The organism is Pseudomonas sp. GW821-FHT04D07 (assembly GCF_059420225.1).
Genome location: NZ_JBWKTH010000005.1, coordinates 174,469 through 193,571, shown reverse-complemented (window position 1 = coordinate 193,571; position 19,103 = coordinate 174,469). Strand labels below are relative to the sequence as shown.

The window sequence follows — 19,103 nt, the reverse complement described above, 5'->3', positions numbered from 1 at the left end:
CGGTTTCTTGTGCTGCGAATGATGAGCGTCTGCATTCAGCCAAAGCTAATACCATCACCCCCTTTAAGGAAGGACAACGGGCCTTTGGCTGATGAGAAAACGAGATGTTCGTTGTTGGTTAATTTTTATATGAATTTTTTCGACTTCAGCAGCGGAAAGTGATGGCTGGTCTACAATCGAAATTCAAAACATCAACTCGCAAGACGTTTGCATAATGATGTGGCTGCGCTGGCAAGTCGGTGGCTTTGGGGTTGGTACCGGGTCGGTGCGGGCAAAGTGGATTTGCGTGAGGGGGCTATGAGTAACTTTATCGCTGCTGGCGAGCGACCTGAAGCGGTCCACCTTATCATTAAATTTTATGCCTGCTTGCTGCTCGCAGGGTTTGCGTTTGTTCCGGCCTATCTGATTGGCTACTTGTATTTCTTTCAGGATCCGACCCTTTTATTCGAGAACCACTCGTTCCATATCATTGCGATCACGGCTGCCACCCTGGAGGGGCTGTTTGTTACTTACGTAACCTGGTGCTGCTATCAGTCATCGGGAGATCCGCTGCTGCGGTGGATGACGTTGGGATTTCTCGGTTTTGTGATGATTTATGCGTTGCATGGCGCGTTCACGGGGCTTGCCCACTCCAATATCTGGCTCTTCCTGCTTTACGGACCGGCCTCTCGACTGGTCATGGCGATTCTGCTGTTGGTCGGCATGCTGTCGTACCATCAACCGCCTGATGCCGCGGACCAACGCACAAAACCCCACCCGTGGTTGACCTGGATAGGGCTGTTCCTGCTGGTTGACCTGGCAGTGGCCTACGTGGCGAATTCGCAGGTTGCTGGCAATCTCGCGGTACGCCTCTCGCTTGAAGGTGGTGCCCTCGTTTTTTCCACATTGAATGTGGCAGTGCTCCTGTTGCGTCGTTTCCGTTCGCCGCTGATGGTGATCTTTGCTCTCTCGGTTACCGCGTTCGCGTTGTCATCTCTTGCGTTTATCCTGGCGCGCCCCTGGAACCATATGTGGTGGCTCGCCCATGCGATCTTCGCTGCTGGATTCTTCTTGTTGAGCTATGGGGTAGCGCAAGCGTTTCTCTCCACTCGGTCGTTTTCGAAGATTTACAGTCAAGGCGAACTGATGGTGCGTCTTGCCGAGTCGATGGCGTACGCTGAAAGTGCCCTGCAGGAGCTCCAGCGTACCAATCAGGAGCTCGGCCACCTTGCAGCGACCGATCCACTGACGGGCGCTGACAATCGGCGTCGTTTCATGGAACGGGTCGATGCCGAAATTGACCGGGCCAAGCGCGGCGGTGCTCCGTTCTCCGTGTTGGCGCTCGATCTGGACAATTTCAAGTCCATCAATGATCAGTTTGGGCATCAGGTGGGCGATGACATCCTCAAGAGGTTCGTGCAGGAGTGTCTCGAATCGATTCGGCCGTACGACGGCGTAGCCCGAGTGGGCGGGGAAGAGTTCATGATACTGCTGCCCCAGACCTCACTCGAAGGCGCACACGTAATCGCTGAACGTCTGCGAAGCAACATTGCAACGACCTCTTTCAATATCAGCCAGCAGCGGCTGACCCGGGTCACGGTGAGCATCGGCGTATCGCAATTTGGACGCGACGGGGACTCCATCGAAGACATTCTGCGTGTAGCCGATCAACGCCTCTATGACGCGAAACACCAAGGCCGTAACTGTGTCGTCGCTGCCATCAAAACCAACCTACAGCCTCAGCCCTGATCATCCAGCAGCGAGTCCATCTTCAGCTGTGCCAGCTGGATGTCTCGATTACACCCTGACTCGAAGCACGCGAGAGGCCGGCCTTTGGTGGCTTAGCGGCTATTGGGAAAGTGAATCCCAAATGACCGGGTCGTTCGAGAGCGCGGCGATGACGCGGTTAATTAACTGCCTGATCGAGGCGGGGGCAAACCTCAGCTTTGGAAGCTTCGTGTGTCTGCCGGCCGTAGCGCATGGCAATTAATGCCCAGATGCTGCACGGCATCGATCTGAACAGCCTGCTGACCAGCCTTCATGCACATCGAAGTGGCGCTTGGGCACTCCCAGCCAAAGAGCTGAACTGAATTCAACTTTCGTCGATTAAGTAACCGGAGCCATCAGTGCTGATACGTACCGTGATGCTGGCCTTGCGCCGCCCCACTACTTTTGTAGTGATGGCATTGCTCGTCTTGATTGTCGGCCCTTTAACGGCTTCACGTACACCGACTGACATCTTTCCAGAAATTCGGATACCGGTGATTGCCGTAGCCTGGCAAGTCGCGTTGCGGCAGATGCCCGCAGGTATCCAGCCGCCTTAGATTCCTGTGCTTAGTTCAATAATTGGCGCATTGTTTCATGGGGAATTGAGGAGGATTCACTAATGATCCGTGCTGGCCTTCCGGAGTTGACCGCTTTTGTAGCCATTGCTGAACAACGTAGCTTCAGCGGCGCGGCAAGAATGCTGGGTGTTTCTGCCTCGGCGCTAAGCCATTCCATGCGCGGGCTTGAGTCGCGTCTTGAGCTGCGCTTGTTCAATCGAACAACCCGCTCGGTCGCCTTGACTGAGGCAGGTGAGCAACTCTTCTTGCGTGTGCAGCCGCTGTTGGGTGAACTCGAATGTGCGGTCAACGACGTCACGTCAGAGCGCAACACGCCTTCGGGCTCAATACGACTGAGTGCCTCTGAGTCGTCGTTCAAACCCCTGATACGCTACGTCATGCCTCAATTTCTTCAGGACAATCCACAGATCCATATCGAGTGTGTGGCTGATAGCCGTTTGGTCGATATCGTCGCCGATGGGTTCGATGCTGGTATTCGGCTGTTTGACGACGTCCCCCGCGACATGATCGCGGTGCGCTTCGGCCCAGATGTGCGATTTGCCGCAGTTGCTTCGCCTGAGTACCTGAGTCGGCACTCAGCACCTATCGCACCACATGACCTCAAGGCTCATCGATGTATCCGGTTTCGCTTTGCCAGCGGCACGCTGTTTCGCTGGGATCTCGATCATCTGGGCAGATCAGCCAGCATCGATGTCGACGGGCCCATGACTATGGATAACATCAACCTGATGACAGAGGCGGCTTTGGCGGGCATTGGCATTGCCTGGGTACCTGAGCATCAGGTCGAGGAACATTTGCAGACCGGACGCCTAGTGCATCTGCTGCCTGATTGGGGCCCGTACTATCCGGGTGCCTGCCTCTACTATCCGGCGAACCGGCATCCGCCAATGGCTCTGCGAATGTTCGCGGAGGCGGTACGCGAGTGGGCGCGCCAGCAAGAATGAAACCACTCCTGCTGGCCTGCGGCGCTACTGGTCATCGCCGTACCAGTATTGAGCGGTAACGCCGCCGTCCATGAGGAAGTCGCTTCCGGTGATAAACGTCCCTTCAGGGCCCATAATCAGAGCAGCAAGCGCACCGACTTCGTCGGGGGTGCCGCCGCGCTTGGCTGCGGACGATTCAATCATGCGGCGATACCCATCCCCACGCGGGCCATTGAGCTCATCCCTGGCCAAGGGCGTGAAAATGATGCCCGGGCTGATCGTGTTGACACGTGCGCCTCGCTTACCCCACCGAACAGCTTGCGCAGCCACGCGTAGCGAATTGCCGCGTTTGGATATTTGGTAGGCATTCAGCGGATCTGTCACTTGTTCGGGTTGAAGCATGGGGAGTGCAAGCAGGTCTTCAACCGGAGTCAACGCCAGAGCCTTGTTCTGCTCAGCAGTGAGTGCCGGCAAACGGTGACCGGATTGCGAGGCGATAACGATGGCCGAACCGCCTTTAGCAATCACATTACCGAACAGCTCCAGTACCAAAGCGGTGCCATAGAGGTCTACCAACAGGATGGTGGCAGGCGGAGCTTGGGAGGGCGATACGCCGGCGGCATGAATGACCCCGGTGATGTTGCCAATTGCCGAGGCTTTCGCGACAAGCGCCTGTACAGAGCCGCGCGATGAAACATCCACAACAGTGGTGGTCACGTCGAAACCTGCATCGCTCAAAACCTTGGCCGCTGCATCGGCGGTTTCCTGTCGCAGGTCAGCCAGCACAACATGCTTGCCGGCGCTCACACGCCGGGCGATTGCCTGGCCGATCGAGCCGGCGCCAATTACAACGGTTACGTCAGTCATGTTCGTACTCCTGGAAGGACAGGTCTGCACTGTAAAGCGTCTCGCGGAATCTGATTAGAAGCGTAAAAAAGCGTGCCCTTGTGAGGTTGATTCAGCAGTAACTGAGCACTCCACGCTAGCCATCACTGTTGATGCTCCCCCCCGCCTTGCCAGCAAGCTGAACCTGGTCTCACAGCAACCGCTTTCAAAAAACGATGTTTTTTTAGATGATAGGCAGGCACGGAACTCTAAGAATTGTTTCAGGTCTGGTTACAAACAAATTATTCAGCGAAGAGCTGATGAGATATTGGGACATGCTGTCCAGTGACTGCAAGTCGGTTTCTACCAAAGCCTTTTGAGACCACAGATAGTGGTCATGCCAGGAGCCCAATGCCGATTGCCGTGGCGGCGGTTTGAGCTGAAATTTATTGAGGTGGGACACCATAGCGATCTTGATATATCACGGGTGTTGCAAGTATTGTATTGATAACATTAGTGACCAACGTGTCAGTATTTGTGGTTAGCGACCATCTTCCCGCTTGTATAAGATTGGGGAGGGTCAAATTTACTTTTGGAAGAGAGACCTTATTGTTATAGTTGTACACCTCATCTCCCGCCGCAGCTGGATAGAACAGCATGAATATTTCATGAGTTGCCAGGTGGGCCCCTGCCATAAATTTCGATAGCTCTATCGATGTTTTCAATCTTGACTCATATTCAGCGGAGCCGTCTGGATGAATGGATATCGGGTCGAGGTCGTAAGCTGCTCCTGTGCGAAGGACAGGGCCATTTTGAGATCTTAGTACAACACGACAGCTATCCATGCCAAATATTTCTATTATATTTAACCATTCAGTATGGGTCATTTTTACCTCGATAATTGATCGTGCGAAGAAGAACACGCTTTTCAACCTGTTGTATAGTCAAATAAATCAGAATTCGCAAGAAGGTCTCCTTTGCATTGCCGAAGACGGCGCTTCGCTTATTGCGGGGTCGCGGCTGACCCGGCCGATCGGTTGGAAAAGCCGCCCAGGTCCCATTTCTCGCATGCCCCCCTTACCAGACCACGTAGCACGCCGAGACCAAGGCTGATATCGCCAGCCGCTCCGAGGTTAATGTAAGCTGTTTGCGCCGTAGTAAACGTTGGCAAAAAGTCAGCATGGTTTGCTGGGCGGATGCTAGGAGCCTTTCCTACGCGCACCTTCTGTATTGCGAGGCTGTATGCGACGTTGGTTGAGCCGGTACCGTTACGCCATCATTTTTTGGCTGTGCTTTGGCGTTTTCCGCACATCCTTGGCCGACTGGAATCCCATCCCGTCCGGTTCCATGCGCCCGACCCTGATTGAGGGGGATGTGGTGCTGGTGAATCGAGTGGCCTACGACCTCAAGTTGCCCCTCACTGATATTTCCTTGACCAAGGTTGAGAATCCCCAGAGGGGAGATGTTGTGACCTTCACGTCACCCAAGGATGGCATGCGCTTGATCAAGCGGATCGTGGGTATTCCCGGTGACACCTTGGAAATGAGGAATGAGGTGCTGTGGGTTAACGGTACCCCCGCAACCTACTTTGATGCGCAGGATATCAGCGAGCCTATTGCCTCGGGTCGATCTGTCCCCGCTGTCAAAGTGACCGAGCGCGCGAACAACAGTAAGCGGACCATTCAGTTTATGCCGACGGTACATGCATTACGGAATTTTGGCCCTGTTGTGGTACCGGCCGACAATTATTTTATGTTGGGGGACAACCGCGACGACAGCGCAGACTCAAGGTACATCGGGTTTGTGTCGCGTCGGCTTCTGATCGGGCGCGCGCACCATATCCTGGCGTCAGCGGATATCATGAACCATTGGATGCCGCGGTTTCGCCGATTTGGCGCGCCTATATTGTGACGCTCGGGGTGTGCAATCGGCACGAGAGTGTTCTGTCACCGTTCTCACTGCCTTCACCTGCTTTAAGCACTGCCGGCATTCAGTTTGCCACTCACCGCTCTCACCACCCATCTAATCGTGACGCCAGACACAAGCCGGCCCGCCGGCGATGAGGCCCTTGAGCTTTGCATCGCCGTTGCCGCCGCCATCGCCGGCAAGCCGGCTCCTACACGGGATTGAGCGGACCTCCAGGATCAGTTTGTAGGAATGAACAATAAAGCCTGCCCGGGCTTGTGCAGCAGACCGGCGTCATTCCCGCTTCCAACTGGCAGCATGGACGTCACAAGAACTGGAGATCGCCCCCATGAAAATTGTCATCGCCCCCGATTCGTTCAAGGACAGCCTCAGCGCCAAAGGTGTAGCGCGGGCGATTGCCGAAGGCCTGGCGCGGGTGCTGCCCGACGCGCAGTTGATTGAATGCCCGATGGCGGATGGTGGCGAGGGGACGGTGGCGTCGGTGTTGGCGGCGTGCAATGGCGAGTTGCGCCAGCAGCGGGTATGCGGTCCCTTGGGGAACCCGGTGGACGCGCATTGGGGCTGGTTGCCGGCAAGCGCCACGGCGATTATCGAGATGGCCGAGGCCAGTGGTTTGCAATTGCTCCCGAGGGAACAGCGCGATGCCTGCATCACCAGCACTTTCGGTACCGGGGAGTTGATCCGCGCGGCCCTGGACGCCGGTGCGCAGCGGATCATCCTGGCGATTGGCGGCAGTGCCACCAACGATGCTGGCGCTGGCGCCTTGCAGGCCCTGGGCGTGGGGCTGTTCGATGCCCGAGGCGCGGCAGTCCCCGCAGGTGGCCTGGCCCTGGCCGCAGTGGCGCGGGTGGCCCTCGATGGGATTGACCCACGTATCGACCAGGTGCGTTTCGAGATCGCCGCCGACGTGAACAATCCCTTGTGCGGCGAGCAGGGCGCTTCGGCGATCTTCGGCCCGCAGAAAGGCGCGACGCCGACCCAGGTCCGGGAACTGGATGCGGCCCTCGGGCATTTTGCCGATCTGTGTGCCCAGGTGCTCGGCCAGGACGTGCGTGACGAGCCCGGCAGTGGCGCGGCGGGTGGCCTGGGTTTCGCCGCCAAGGCCTTCCTCGGGGCGCGCTTTCGTCCCGGCGTGGAGGTGGTGGCGGAGCTGGTGGGCCTGGCCGAGGCGGTGCTCGATGCCGACCTGGTGATTACCGGCGAAGGCCGCTTCGATGCCCAGACCCTACGCGGCAAGACCCCCTTCGGCGTGGCGCGGATCGCCCGGGAGCAGGGCGTGCCGGTGATCGTGCTGGCGGGGACCCTCGGCGAAGGTTATGAGCAGATGTACGCCCACGGGGTCGACGCGGCCTTTGCCCTGGCATCCGGGCCCATGAGCCTGGAGCAGGCCTGCCGCGAGGCGCCGCGCCTGCTGAGTGCGCGGGCCGGGGATATCGCCCGGGTCTGGAAGCTGGCGGCAGTGGGGCCATCCGTGAATGAAGAATGAGGATGCGTGGTGTTTCCTCCGGCCATTCAGGGCTAAGCTTGCGATCAGTCCAAGGTTTCGGACTTGTCTGCCCGGAGATGCTCTATGGCTCGTGCCCGCCCGCAACTGATCAGCGCAAAGCTTGCAAAACTGCACCCCACCCAAGTGACCGTCGGCCTGCAAGAGGTTGCCCTCAAGCAAGCCCAATGGCAGACCCTCAAGCGCAAGGAGCGCGAAGCCGCCCTCGATAACCACTGGTTTCCCTGCGTCCTCGGGCCTGAAGGCCGGCACTACATTGTCGATCACCATCACTTCGGCCTGGCGCTGATGCAGGAGGAGGTGAAGAAGGTCTCATTGCTGGTGCTCAAGGACCTCTCGTTCGTCGAACCCGCGAGCTTCTGGACCATCATGGACTTTCACCAGTGGGTCCATCCCTACGATACCAAGGGTATTCGCCGCGGTTACGACAAAGTGCCCGGGTGTATCAGCGAGCTGCAGGACGATCCCTATCGCAGTCTGGCCGGGGCCTTGCGTCGGGCCGGTGGATTTGCCAAGGATGTCACCCCCTTCAGCGAGTTTCTCTGGGCCGATTTCTTCCGCTCGCGGATAACCGCCGCCCAACTGGGCGCATCGAGCGAGCAGGTGCAGGCGATCGCCCTCAAGCTGGCCCGCAGCCAGGCCGCCCGTTACCTGCCGGGTTGGAGTGGTCCGATCGATGCCTGAGCCGACCGCAGTCACCACGCCGTCGCCCGCCGCGCAGTCGAAACGCGGCTGGGCGGACCTGATTGCCGGGCTGTCGATTGCCGGCCTGCTGTTACCCGAGGCGGTCGCTTATTCGAGCATCGCCAACGTACCGCCTCAGGCCGGGGTCATTGCACTCTTCGCCGGGCTGCTGTGCTACGGCCTGTTCGGCACCAGTCGGTATGCGATTGTGTCCGCCACCTCATCGTCGGCCGCGGTGCTGGCGGCGGCCACGGTCTCGGTGGCCGGTCCCGACATGGCGCTGCGCCTGACCATGGCCATCGGCCTGGTGATGATCACCGGCCTGATGTTCCTGCTCGCCGGCTTGTTCAAGCTGGGCAGTGTCACATCCTTTATCGCCAAGCCGGTGTTGCGTGGCTTTGCCTTCGGCCTGGCGGTGACCATCATCCTCAAGCAGTTCGCCAGTATTGTTCATGTGAACCCCGCCCACAGCGACCTGATCCGCTTCGTGCCCGAACTGCTCAGCCAGTTGCCACTCTGGAACTGGGCCGGGGTCGCGGTGGCGGGCGTGGCCCTGGTGCTGCTTTCGGTATTGGGCCGCTACCGACGTTTGCCAAGCGGCTTGCTGGTGGTGATGTTCGGTGTCGCCGCCGGCAAGTGGCTCGAGCTGCCCGGCTACGGCATCAACCTGATCGGTGTGATCGACCTGCAACTGGCGGTGCCGTCGCTGCCGCGCCTGGCATTCTCCGACTGGCTCAAGCTGGTGGAACTGGGCTTTGCCATGGTGATGATTCTCTACGCCGAGTCCTATGGCTCGATCAGCGCCTTTGCCCTCAAGCACGGTGACCGGGTGAACTCCAACCGTGACCTGCTGGTATTGGGTGGCGCCAACCTGTTATCCGGTCTGTTCCACGGCATGCCCGCTGGCGCGGGCTACTCGGCGACCTCGGCCAATGACGCGGCCGGCGCCACCTCACGCCTGGCCGGTGTGGTGGCGGCGCTGGTGGTGCTGGTGATCGTGCTGACCCTGTTGCCGCTGATCGCCCTGACGCCGGAACCGGTGCTGGCGGCCATCGTCATTCATGCCTTGACCCGCGCCCTGAGCCTGGAGCCTTTGCATCGCTACTTCGTCTGGCGCCGGGACCGCGTTCTGGCGATCTGCGCAGTGGCCGCGGTGCTGCTGCTCGGGGTACTGGACGGCTTGCTGGCGGCGGTGGCGATCAGCCTGATGCTGATGTTGCGGCAGATGTCCTCAGCCTCGGTCCAGGTGCTCGGGCATATCGCCGACGGCCATGATTTCGTCGACTGCCAACTGCATCCCCAGGCACGGGAAGTGCCTGGGCTGCTGATTGTGCGTCCGGGCGAGCCGCTGTTCTTCGCCAACGCCGAACGCATCCTCGGCAGCGTCTCACGGCGGGTTCGTGAGGAGGGCGCGGCGGTGCATTCGCTGATTCTCAGCCTGGAAGAATCGCCGGACCTGGACGGCACCAGCCTGGAAGCCCTGCAGGACTTTATCGTGCGCTTTCAGACCGAGGGCAAGCGCTTGTTGCTCGCGCGTTTGAAGCAGGGGGCGCATCAGGCATTGTTGGCGTTACCGGCCGAGACATTGGCGCAGGTGACGCTCAGTGATTTGAGCGTGTATGCGGTGGTGCAGCAGGTCAATCAACCACAGGACAGCAGCGGCGCGGGCTGACTTGACCGCGGCCAGGAGTCCTTGCGCACGCGCGCAAGGTCCCCTGGCCGTGGGTTCAGGCCGGCAGTGCCATCGAGTCGATCAGCTTCACCCCGGCGCTTTCCATCTCACCCAGCGCGCGCTGCAGTGAACCGTCCAGGTCAATGGCCCGGCAGGCGTCGACGATCAGCACGGTGCTGAACCCCGCCGCCCGGGCATCCAGGGCCGACCAGGCAACGCAATAGTCCAACGCCAGGCCGACCAGGTAGACCGTGTCGATACCGCGCTCCTTCAGATAGCCGGCAAGGCCGGTGGGCGTGCGCCGGTCGGCTTCGACAAAGGCCGAATAACTGTCGATGTCGCGGTTACAGCCCTTGCGCACGATCAGTTGCGCATGGGGCAGGTCCAGGTCCGCGTGCAACTGTGCACCATGGCTGCCTTGCACGCAGTGGTCCGGCCAGAGGGTTTGCGCGCCATAGGGCAGTTGCACACTGTCGAAGGGCGCATGGCCCGGATGGCTGCTGGCGAACGAGACATGGCCGCCGGGATGCCAGTCCTGGGCGATGACCACGTTGCGAAAGCGCGCGCCCAAGCGGTTGATCAGTGGCACGATTTCGTCGCCGCCCCGGACCGCCAGTTGGCCGCCGGGAATGAAGTCATTTTGCATATCGATCACGACCAGGGTGCAACGCGGGTCGTTCAGGGATTGCAGGTTGTGAGACGGGGACATAAGACCTCCTTGGAAATGGGCTTCGGCCTCAAAGATTCTAGCCGTTGCGCCTGCATCCGACGGCGTACCGGACTGTCGGTGGTCTGTGACGGGCCGGGTACGCGATTGACCAGGTGGATGTGTTGCGGCTTCACTGCCGCTATCGCCGGCACACCAGCCCCTGTTTCAACTGGCGAAACGCTGCCGGAGCAGACCGGCCATGTCGTTCAGCTCAGCCACCGAGTTGTGTCCGATCAACATGTAGGCATAGGTCGGCCCGGACCAGAACACCACGTTCATGCCATGGCGCACTTCCTGGGCCAAGGCCCGGGTCCCGGTTTTCGAGTGGGTGATGCACAGCGCCAGCGGCCCATGTTGCGGGTCCAGGTAGTTGATCTGGGCAATCGGTATATGTTCGTACTCCAGCATCTGCGCGCGCTTGAGTTGCGCGACCGGTAGTTGTACCTGGGCCGGTTCAAGCGCCAGACCCAGGCGCTGCTCGACACTGTGCAACTGGGCCCGATGATCGGCCTCGGCGTCGGGCAGGTTCTCCAGGGTCTGCGCCGTGTAGAGCACCATGTAGTCGGCCACCAGCCCGCGCCAGCTGATTTCGCTCGATGGCGCGGGTGTCTGCCAGACCTGGAACAGTCGGTCCGCGGCAATACCCGCGACCATGAAGCTGGCCGCCACGGCGAGAAAGCGGCGTCGGCTCATTGGTGCCGTGGCCTTTTTTTCTGTCGGCAGGGTGTGCAACATGGCCTCCAGGCGGGCCCGGGGCGCCTGTTCGAGCAGTTCGCCATAGGCGTCCTGGAACGGCAGGTCACTGCGCATCAGCCACTCGAGACGCTCGGCCACGGCCTCGTCACGGGCCAGGGCGGCTTCGATTTGGTGGCGTTGCTCGGCGTCCAGTTCGTCGTCGAGAAAGGCCACCAGTTGTTCATCCGTCGGGGTGTAGTGCGAAAGCTGGTCAGTCATCGCCGTTCTCCGCTGTTTGCGCTGGGCACCGCACGCAACGGCGGATGCTCCGCCAGTTTCACGCGCGCGGCGGCCAGCCGGCTCATGACCGTACCGATGGGCACTTCGAGAACCTGGGCCACTTCCTTGTAGGACAGACCTTCGACATAGGCGAGAAACACCGTTTCGCGCTGGGCGTCGGGCAAGGCATCGACGCGCTTGATCACCTGGGAAGCCAGTACGTGGGTCTGTATCGCCTGTTCGCCGTCGAAACTCAGGGCATCATCGGCATCGACCAGGCCCTGGCCACGGCGAACCCGCTGGGAGCGTACTTCATTGAGCCAGATCGAATGCAGGATGCTCAGCAGCCAGCGGTCCATGTGCGTGCCCGAGACGAACTGCCCACCTCGCTCCAGGGCACGGACACAAGTAGCCTGCACCAGGTCTTCGGCGATATGGCGTTGGCGCGACAACACCAGTGCGTAACGCCATAGGCGCGGCAGGTGCTGTGCCATCTCGGTGCGTATTTCCTTGTCGCTGGCGATGACAACCTCCGCCTTTAACGGTGATCAGCTGGGGGTCGGGTGCGCGATGGCGTCGGCCAGGTCTTCATATTCTTCGCAATCGGTGCCGCAGAGCGACTTGATGGTCTGCAACTGCACCTGGGCCAGGTCGATACGGCCCTTGATCACGTAGGCTTCACCGAGGTATTCGCGCACCTGGGCGTAGTTCGGGTCGAGCTTCACGGCCTGCAGATAGTAGCCGATGCCTTCGTCGGTGCGCCCCAGTTTGCGGGTGGCATAGCCCCGATAGTTGAGGGCCTTGGCAGTGTTGGGTTGCTTGAGGGTGTCGAGCAGGTCCAGGGCTGCCTGATATTCCCCGTTCTTGGCCAGGCGGTAGGCATAGTCGGTGCGATCTTCATCCGGCGTCAGGCTGCTGACATACGGGACGCAGGCTTTCTTGGCTTTGTCCCACATCTGCCCCTTGGGGCAGCTCGGCGGCATCGATTCCGGTTTTCCGCCCGAGGCGAATGCCGGCGTGCTCAACAGGGCCGCAGCCATGCAACTGGCAATCAGGAAAGGAACCGCGAACGTGGCTTTAATGCTCATCGGTAATGCTCCGGTATCTGTTGGCTAGTAAACACTGATGCATCGGGCTTTATTCGCTGTCACTGAAATTTATTTGCAACGCCCTGTCGCAAGTCGATGGTGAGGGTTGTTATGGATTGAACACCTGGCGTTCGGAATTTATTCAAGGCTGCAGAAAAAATCGCCCATCGGGCGATTTTTTGCACAGGCGATCATTCCCACCCTGGGTGGGAATGATCGGGTGATGAGTTACAACCCCAGGTCCGAAAGGCCTGGGTGATCATCCGGACGACGGCCCAGCGGCCAGTGGTACTTGCGCTCCGAGGCCTTGATCGGCATGTCGTTGATGCAGGCGTAACGATTGGCCATCAAGCCGTTTTCGTCGAACTCCCAGTTTTCGTTGCCGTAGGAGCGGAACCAGTTACCCGAGTCGTCATGCCACTCATAGGCATAGCGCACGGCAATACGGTTGTCGGTAAAGGCCCAGAGTTCCTTGATCAGGCGGTAATCCAGTTCCTTGGCCCATTTGCGGCTCAGGAACGCCTTGGCTTCTTCACGGTTGTGGGCGAACTCGGCGCGGTTGCGCCATTGGGTGTCCAGGGTGTAGGCCAGGGACACGCGTTCCGGGTCGCGGGAGTTCCAGCCATCTTCGGCCAGGCGGATCTTCTGGATCGCCGATTCTCGGGTGAAAGGGGGAAGCGGTGGGCGAACGTCAGCGTCAGATGACATGGCAATGTCTCCAATTGAGTAGGGTTCAGACAAGTTGTCGCGCTTGGGTCAAGCGGTCGCGGGCCCGTTGGCCACTCGCTCATCCAGAGCGTAGTGGCGGCTCGGAGCGCGACTCAGAGCGCCAATAACGTTCGCGCCATGCATTGCGCATTATCGGCTGCACCGGGATCGCCCATGACAAGTGCAACGGTAATGGCGCCGTCGATCAGGATCAGCAACTGCTTGCCAGTGGCCAGGGGATCGGCGATGCCATGTGCTTCACAGAGCTCGACCACATAGTCGAGCAACTTCTGTTTATGTTCCTTGGCCAGTTGCCGTACCGGGTCCTGGGGATCACCGGTTTCGCCAGCGGTGTTGATAAAGGCACAGCCGCGAAAGCCCTCGCTGGCGAACCAGCCACCGAGCACGCTGAACAGCGCGAGCAGACGTTCGCCGGAGCTGGCGGCCTGCTCGACTTCGCCGCGATACCACCGCATCCAGCGGATATCCCGGCGCCGCAGGGCTTCCAGGGTCAGGTCGTCCTTGGTGCCGAAGTACTTGTAGAGGCTTTTGCGCGCCACACCGGAGGTGCGCACCAGAAGATCGATGCCGGTGGCATGGATGCCACTTTGATAGATCAACCGTTCGGCGGTATCCAGCAGGTTTTCGCGGGTCTGGTTCGGGGTGATTTCGTTCATGGGAAAGAGAGTAGAACGATCGTTCTCCAAGGTCAATCGCCTTTTCCAAATAACCCCCCGAAGGGCAAAAGGGGCGCGAGCAGGGCGCCCATCCGGGAAGCCTTCCGAACCGGCATCGGGGTTGGCGGCAAAGCCCTCGTCGAAGACGCATTCGAGAGCGGCGCATGGTGTAGACTTACTGATTCTTCGCATTCGACCCTAGCGAGCCCTATGCCGTCGCTCTTCAAACGCTCCTTGTTGCCCAAATTGCGCAGCTTTCCTCTGGCTGCCGAGGCCCTGACCATCCTGCCTTCGGCCGCCGAGTTCCGGCGCTGCCTGCTGGAGCAGATCGCCGCTGCCCGGCAGCGCATCACGCTGGTGGCGTTGTACCTGCAGGAAGACGAAGCCGGCCAGGAAATCCTCGCTGCCCTGCATGCGGCCAAGGCGGCCCGTCCGGAGCTGGACATCGTCGTCGTGGTGGACTGGCTGCGGGCCCAGCGTGGCCTGATCGGGGCCGGCAAGCAGCCGGGCAACAGTGCCTGGTACCAGGCGCAAACCCGCGACCACGCGACGCAAGTGCCGATCTACGGAGTGCCGGTGCAAACCCGCGAACTGTTCGGCGTGCTGCACCTCAAGGGTTTCGTGATCGACGATTGCGTGATCTACAGCGGCGCCAGCCTGAACAACGTCTACCTGCACAAGCTCGACAAATACCGCTTCGACCGTTACCACCTGTTGCACAATGCCGCCTTGGCCGATTCCATGCAGGGGCTGGTGCGCAACGAGTTGCTGGCGTCCCGGGCGGTTCGCCGTCTCGATGTGCCGGAGTTACCGACTACCCGTAGCCTGCGCGGCGATATCGGCGATTTGCGCAGCCGCCTGAAGAAGGCCGGTTATGACACCACGGCTGGCAGTGAGCCGACCTTTGGCCTGTCGGTCAGCCCGATCATGGGCTTGGGCAAGAACAACCCATTGAACCGCCTGGTCTGCGAACTGATCGCCTCCAGCCAGCAGCAACTGACCATTTGCACACCGTATTTCAACATGCCGCTGGCGGTGACCCGGGAACTCAACCGGGCCCTGGAGCGTGGGGTGAAGATCGACATCATCGTGGGCGACAAGACCGCCAACGACTTCTATATCCCACCGAGCCAGCCGTTCAAGGTCATCGCCGCCTTGCCTTATCTCTACGAGATCAGCCTGCGACGTTTCGCCAAGCGTCACCAGGCGGTGATCGACAGTGGGCAACTGAACCTGCACCTGTGGCGCGACGGTGACAACACCTATCACCTCAAGGGGATGTGGGTCGACGAGCGTTATACCTTGCTGACGGGGAACAATCTCAATCCGCGGGCGTTCCGGCTGGACCTGGAGAATGCCTTGCTGATCGACGATCCACGTCGTGAGTTGCTCGACGTGCGGGCGAAGGAGGTGGCCCTGATCATGGAAAACACCCTGCGCCTCGACGGCTTCAAGAGCCTGGAGACCCTGATGGACTATCCGGAAGCAGTGGGCAAATTCCTGCGGCGGGTCAGTCGGGTACGGATCGAGCGGTTGTTGTATCGGATGTTGTAAGGCGGGGGGAAGGCAGGGGAACCGCGTTATCGTTCATCGCCAGCAAGCTGGCTCCTACAATGATTCGATTGAATTCGCTATCGCGAACGACCCAATACTGTAGGAGCCGGCTTGCTGGCGATGAGGCCATCCCGGGCGATATCAATCCCCCGGGATAACCACCGGCCTCAGTTCAGGCCCAGCTTGCCACGCAGGGTCGACAGGTCTTCAGCCAGGGTAGTGACCGGCCCCACCAAGGCCTTGCGGTCGGCTTCCTTGACCTTGTCATAGGTTTCGAAACCGCCATCCTTGGTCTTGTACTTGGCCAGGATCTTGTCCACGGCCGCGAAGTTCTTGTCCACTTTGACCGCGAAAGCCTTGTCCTGCTGCTCAAGCTGCGGACGGAACAGGTCGACGATTTTCTTCGCGCCGTCGATGTTGCCCTGGAAGTCATACAGGTCGGTGTGGCTGTACCGGTCTTCTTCACCGGAGATCTTGGTCGCGGCCACTTCCTCCAGCAGCGCGGCGGCACCGCCTACGACTTTCTCGGGTGGGAAGGTCAGGCCGGCGACGCGGGCTTGCAGGTCCTTGACGTCCTTGTTCAGGCCAGCCGCCAGGTCACCCAGGCCGGCGGTGGTGTTTTCCGAGAACAGGCTGTATTCGATGCGGTGGAAGCCGGTGAAGTCTTCAGCCTTCACGCCTTTTTCATGGTCGTTGACGCGGGAGTCGATGGCGCCGTCCAGGTCATTGAACAGCTCGGCGATCGGCTCGATCTTCTCGTAGTGCACGCGAGTCGGGGCGTAGAGCTTCTTGGCGGTGGCCAGGTCGCCTTTCTTCACGGCGTCGGTGAACTGCTGGGTCTTGTTGGCTAGCTCATTGAGTTCCGCGGTCACATAGATCTTGTAGTCGGACACCGGCCCCACCAGATCCAACGGCGCGGTGGCGGCGAAAGCCGAAAGCGGCGTGTGGAACAAGCCAAGGGCCAACAACAAAGCAAGAGGCGACTTCTTCATGGGACGTTTCCTGGTGAGTTAAGGGTCAAGCAATGGTTTTTTGTTTTGCAGCTGAAAGCAGTGAGCGACCGATAAAGTCCTGATCGCTGGTGACGCCCGGCAAGGTGAAGAAGTAGCCGCCGCCAATAGGCTTGAGGTACTCCTCCAGGGGTTCGCCGTTGAGCCGGGTTTGCACTGCGATAAAGCCTTGCGCCAGATCCGCCTGGTAGCAGATGAACAGCAGGCCCATCTCCAGCTGGCCGTTCTTGCTCACGCCATTGGAGTAGTTGAAGGGTCGACGCAGAATCAGGTTGCGCTGGGTGGCGGCGGTGCGCGGGTTGGCCAGGCGGATATGCGCATCGAGCTTGGTCAGCTTGCCTTCCGGGTCCTTGGCGTAGTCGGGAACCTGGGTTTCCTTCTCGCCGCCCATGGGCGCGCCGGTGGTCTTGACCCGGCCGATGATGCTTTGTTGTTCCTGCAGGGGCGTGCGGTCCCAGCGCTCAACCAGGTTGCGGATGATCCGCACCGCCTGGTAGCTGCCGGCCACTGCCCAGCCCGGTTCATTGGCGCCGGGCTGAACCCAGACGATGCGGTCCATGGCGCTGCCATCGTTGGAGTCCGGGTTGGCCGAACCGTCGCGGAAACCGAGGAAGTTGCGCGCGCTCTGGGCCGGTTCGCCGGTCTTGAGCGGTGCCTGGGCCGGTACCGTGCCTTCCTGTTTCCAGCGCACCAGCAGCAGATCCGGGGTGTTCTTGACGATATCGCGCAGGGCGTGAATGTTGGTGTCCGGGGTGTTCGAGCAGAATTGGATACTCAAGTCGCCGTGGCACAGCTCCGGCTGTAGCGCGTCGTTGGGGAAACCGACCATGCGGATCAGTTGCTTGGGTTTGACGGCGGCCAGGCCGTAACGCTCGTCGAACAGCGACTCGCCCACCGCCACGGTGATGGTCAGGTTGTCCGGGGTGACCATCGGGCCAAGAATTCCGGAGTCCAGCGGCGGTAGTTTTTCATCGACCTGTTTCACCGTGCCACCGCTCATCAGGAAGGCGATGCGCTTGTTCAGGGTGCGGAACAGGCGTTCGAGTTCCTCACTGTCGCTGGCCAGGACGTCGAAGGAGACGATCATGCCGGCGGCCGGACGCGGGGTGACGATTCCGCTCTGGTATTTGCCATGGAAGTCATGGCGGTCCTGGGTCTTGTCGCTGCTCGGCGCTTCGGTGACCTGGGCTTGCGCCTGGCTGGCGGCCATGGCCGGGCAGCTCAGGGCGCTACCGGCGAGGGCGGCACCGGCCACCCCCATGCCCAGCAGGACACGGCGGCGCTGGGCGGAAAATTCGGCGTTGTGCTGTTCTGAATCGCTCATGTTCGTATCGTCTGCTTGTTTACAGGCCGGAAAGGCCGAGGGCGGGATCGATTCCATCGAGTGCATCGGCCAGGGCCTTGGCCTTGTCGCTGATCTGTTGGCGTTGCGTAGCACTCACGGTGTCGTAGGTGGCATAGCCGCTGGCGTTGCGCAGGCCGTTGAATTCGGCGTCCAGGGCCGTCGCGGCGCTGTCGATTTTCATCAGCAGGTCGCCGGACGACTTGACCAGCAGCGGCCGCATCAGGTCGATGACCTTTTGCGCGGCTTGCAGGTTGGCGACGAAGCCGTCCAGGTCGACGTGGCTGTAGCGTTCTTCTTCGCCACTGCCGGCACGGGTTTCGGCCATGCTGCGCAGGCTGCGGACGACGATGCTGAGCAGTTGCTCCGGCGGCAGCGATGTCGCCAGCAGTTGCTGCTTAAGGCTGGCGATATCGGCTTGCAGACGCTGGGCGACCGGCACCAGGGCGTCGACGCTGCGTTGCTGGAATAGGCCGTATTCGAGGCGGTGGAAGCCGCCGAACCCCGGGTCCTGTTCGCGTTTTTCGTAATAGTCGGCGCGGGCGTTGATCGCATTATCCAGCTCGGCGAAGCGCTGGGCGGCCGGGGCCAGGCGCTGATAGGCGGCCCGGGCCGGGGCATAGAGCGCCTGGGCCTGGGTCAGGTCGCCGGCGGCAATCGCCTGCTCGAGGGCATCGGTGGCCTTGATCAGCGCGATGCTTTGGCTGCTCAGGTAGACGCGGAACTCCGACAACGGCCCGATAAAGGCGGTCATAGACGGGCGCGCCTTGGCCGCGGCCTCGGAAGCGGCCGTCGGCGTCACGTGCAAGGTTGCGCGTGGATTGCTCAGCAGCCCGCAGGTAATGGCATAGTCGCCGGGCTGCAGCTTGGCGTTGATCACCTGGCTCAGGCCCGGGGCGATGTTCTCGCGCTCTTCGAGCACCAGCACGCCGTCGAGGATTTCCCACTCGACCACGCGTTGCGAACTGTTGAGGATGCGGAAGCTGTTCTGCCCGGCCGGCACGCTCAGCACATTCGGCTCGCAGCCGTGGGCCTGGATGGTCACGGTGATTTCGTTGTGATGGGCCTGGCGCTTGCTCGCGGCCAATTGCGAGGCGTAGTAGAACAGTCCACCGGCCGCGATCATCACGATCACCGAGCCGGCTACCGCCCAGCGCAGGACCTGGGGCGGTTTGCCAGTTGCAGGGTTGGACATGGGTAACC

Annotated in this window: 19 protein-coding genes; 8 read left to right on the top strand and 11 right to left on the bottom strand. The window is 60.5% G+C overall.

Annotation, left to right across the window (positions count from 1 at the left end; all coding sequences use genetic code 11):
- Positions 1 to 297 precede the first annotated feature (297 nt).
- The 3 genes from AC07T0_RS09585 (at position 298) to AC07T0_RS09575 (ending at position 3,268) form a co-directional block, all read left to right on the top strand.
- Entirely contained in the window at positions 298 to 1,728 is a 1,431-nt protein-coding gene (locus AC07T0_RS09585) for a GGDEF domain-containing protein (RefSeq protein ID WP_495000935.1), read from the top strand.
- Positions 1,658 to 1,969 carry an antibiotic biosynthesis monooxygenase gene (locus AC07T0_RS09580; RefSeq protein WP_495000934.1) on the top strand — a complete coding sequence of 104 codons (312 nt, stop codon included), beginning with the start codon at positions 1,658 to 1,660 and terminating at the stop codon, positions 1,967 to 1,969. The genes AC07T0_RS09585 and AC07T0_RS09580 overlap by 71 nt, the downstream gene beginning before the upstream one ends.
- A gap of 396 nt (positions 1,970 to 2,365) precedes the next feature.
- Positions 2,366 to 3,268, top strand: coding sequence for a LysR family transcriptional regulator (locus tag AC07T0_RS09575; RefSeq protein ID WP_495000933.1), 903 nt, complete (start codon positions 2,366 to 2,368; stop codon positions 3,266 to 3,268).
- Positions 3,269 to 3,292: 24 nt separating this feature from the next.
- On the opposite strand, the gene AC07T0_RS09570 is transcribed toward AC07T0_RS09575, so the two are convergent.
- Positions 3,293 to 4,114, bottom strand: a complete 822-nt coding sequence (locus AC07T0_RS09570; protein ID WP_495000932.1) for an SDR family oxidoreductase — start codon at positions 4,112 to 4,114, stop codon at positions 3,293 to 3,295.
- Between the two features lie 404 nt (positions 4,115 to 4,518).
- On the bottom strand, positions 4,519 to 4,959 hold the full coding sequence (locus AC07T0_RS09565) for a hypothetical protein (protein ID WP_495000931.1): 441 nt from the start codon (positions 4,957 to 4,959) through the stop codon (positions 4,519 to 4,521).
- A 355-nt stretch (positions 4,960 to 5,314) separates the two neighbouring features.
- On the opposite strand from AC07T0_RS09565, the gene lepB reads away from it, so the two are divergent.
- The 4 genes from lepB to AC07T0_RS09545 all read left to right on the top strand — a co-directional run bounded on the left by lepB (position 5,315) and on the right by AC07T0_RS09545 (position 9,858).
- The gene (gene lepB / locus AC07T0_RS09560; protein ID WP_495000930.1) at positions 5,315 to 5,983 is read left to right on the top strand and encodes a signal peptidase I; all 669 of its coding nucleotides are present in this window, start codon (positions 5,315 to 5,317) and stop codon (positions 5,981 to 5,983) included.
- Positions 5,984 to 6,326: 343 nt separating this feature from the next.
- Positions 6,327 to 7,484 carry a glycerate kinase gene (locus AC07T0_RS09555; RefSeq protein ID WP_495000929.1) on the top strand — a complete coding sequence of 386 codons (1,158 nt, stop codon included), beginning with the start codon at positions 6,327 to 6,329 and terminating at the stop codon, positions 7,482 to 7,484.
- Positions 7,485 to 7,568: 84 nt separating this feature from the next.
- Positions 7,569 to 8,186, top strand: a complete 618-nt coding sequence (locus AC07T0_RS09550; RefSeq protein WP_495000928.1) for a ParB-like protein — start codon at positions 7,569 to 7,571, stop codon at positions 8,184 to 8,186.
- Positions 8,179 to 9,858 carry a SulP family inorganic anion transporter gene (locus AC07T0_RS09545; protein ID WP_495000927.1) on the top strand — a complete coding sequence of 560 codons (1,680 nt, stop codon included), beginning with the start codon at positions 8,179 to 8,181 and terminating at the stop codon, positions 9,856 to 9,858. The genes AC07T0_RS09550 and AC07T0_RS09545 overlap by 8 nt, the downstream gene beginning before the upstream one ends.
- A 55-nt stretch (positions 9,859 to 9,913) precedes the next feature.
- On the opposite strand, the gene pncA is transcribed toward AC07T0_RS09545, so the two are convergent.
- The 6 genes from pncA to AC07T0_RS09515 all read right to left on the bottom strand — a co-directional run bounded on the left by pncA (position 9,914) and on the right by AC07T0_RS09515 (position 13,994).
- Positions 9,914 to 10,567, bottom strand: coding sequence for a bifunctional nicotinamidase/pyrazinamidase (pncA, locus tag AC07T0_RS09540; protein ID WP_495000926.1), 654 nt, complete (start codon positions 10,565 to 10,567; stop codon positions 9,914 to 9,916).
- Positions 10,568 to 10,732: 165 nt separating this feature from the next.
- The gene (locus tag AC07T0_RS09535; RefSeq protein ID WP_495000925.1) at positions 10,733 to 11,521 is read right to left on the bottom strand and encodes an anti-sigma factor family protein; all 789 of its coding nucleotides are present in this window, start codon (positions 11,519 to 11,521) and stop codon (positions 10,733 to 10,735) included.
- Entirely contained in the window at positions 11,518 to 12,015 is a 498-nt protein-coding gene (locus AC07T0_RS09530; protein ID WP_495000924.1) for an RNA polymerase sigma factor, read from the bottom strand. The genes AC07T0_RS09535 and AC07T0_RS09530 overlap by 4 nt, the downstream gene beginning before the upstream one ends.
- Positions 12,016 to 12,069: 54 nt before the next feature.
- Entirely contained in the window at positions 12,070 to 12,609 is a 540-nt protein-coding gene (locus AC07T0_RS09525; protein WP_495000923.1) for a tetratricopeptide repeat protein, read from the bottom strand.
- 228 nt (positions 12,610 to 12,837) lie between these two features.
- Positions 12,838 to 13,317 (bottom strand): nuclear transport factor 2 family protein, encoded by a 480-nt coding sequence (locus tag AC07T0_RS09520; protein ID WP_495000922.1) that lies wholly within the window; start codon positions 13,315 to 13,317, stop codon positions 12,838 to 12,840.
- Between the two features lie 113 nt (positions 13,318 to 13,430).
- Complete coding sequence (locus AC07T0_RS09515) at positions 13,431 to 13,994, bottom strand: TetR/AcrR family transcriptional regulator (protein ID WP_495001026.1); 564 nt, start codon at positions 13,992 to 13,994, stop codon at positions 13,431 to 13,433.
- 210 nt (positions 13,995 to 14,204) lie between these two features.
- On the opposite strand from AC07T0_RS09515, the gene pssA reads away from it, so the two are divergent.
- Entirely contained in the window at positions 14,205 to 15,548 is a 1,344-nt protein-coding gene (gene pssA, locus AC07T0_RS09510; protein WP_495000921.1) for a CDP-diacylglycerol--serine O-phosphatidyltransferase, read from the top strand.
- Between the two features lie 167 nt (positions 15,549 to 15,715).
- On the opposite strand, the gene efeO (AC07T0_RS09505) is transcribed toward pssA, so the two are convergent.
- The 3 genes from efeO (AC07T0_RS09505) to efeO (AC07T0_RS09495) are packed head-to-tail and all read right to left on the bottom strand — an operon-like array spanning position 15,716 to position 19,095.
- Complete coding sequence (efeO, locus tag AC07T0_RS09505) at positions 15,716 to 16,540, bottom strand: iron uptake system protein EfeO (RefSeq protein ID WP_495000920.1); 825 nt, start codon at positions 16,538 to 16,540, stop codon at positions 15,716 to 15,718.
- A 25-nt stretch (positions 16,541 to 16,565) separates the two neighbouring features.
- Positions 16,566 to 17,882 carry an iron uptake transporter deferrochelatase/peroxidase subunit gene (efeB, locus tag AC07T0_RS09500; protein WP_495000919.1) on the bottom strand — a complete coding sequence of 439 codons (1,317 nt, stop codon included), beginning with the start codon at positions 17,880 to 17,882 and terminating at the stop codon, positions 16,566 to 16,568.
- A gap of 19 nt (positions 17,883 to 17,901) precedes the next feature.
- The gene (gene efeO, locus AC07T0_RS09495) at positions 17,902 to 19,095 is read right to left on the bottom strand and encodes an iron uptake system protein EfeO (RefSeq protein WP_495000918.1); all 1,194 of its coding nucleotides are present in this window, start codon (positions 19,093 to 19,095) and stop codon (positions 17,902 to 17,904) included.
- Positions 19,096 to 19,103 lie beyond the last annotated feature (8 nt).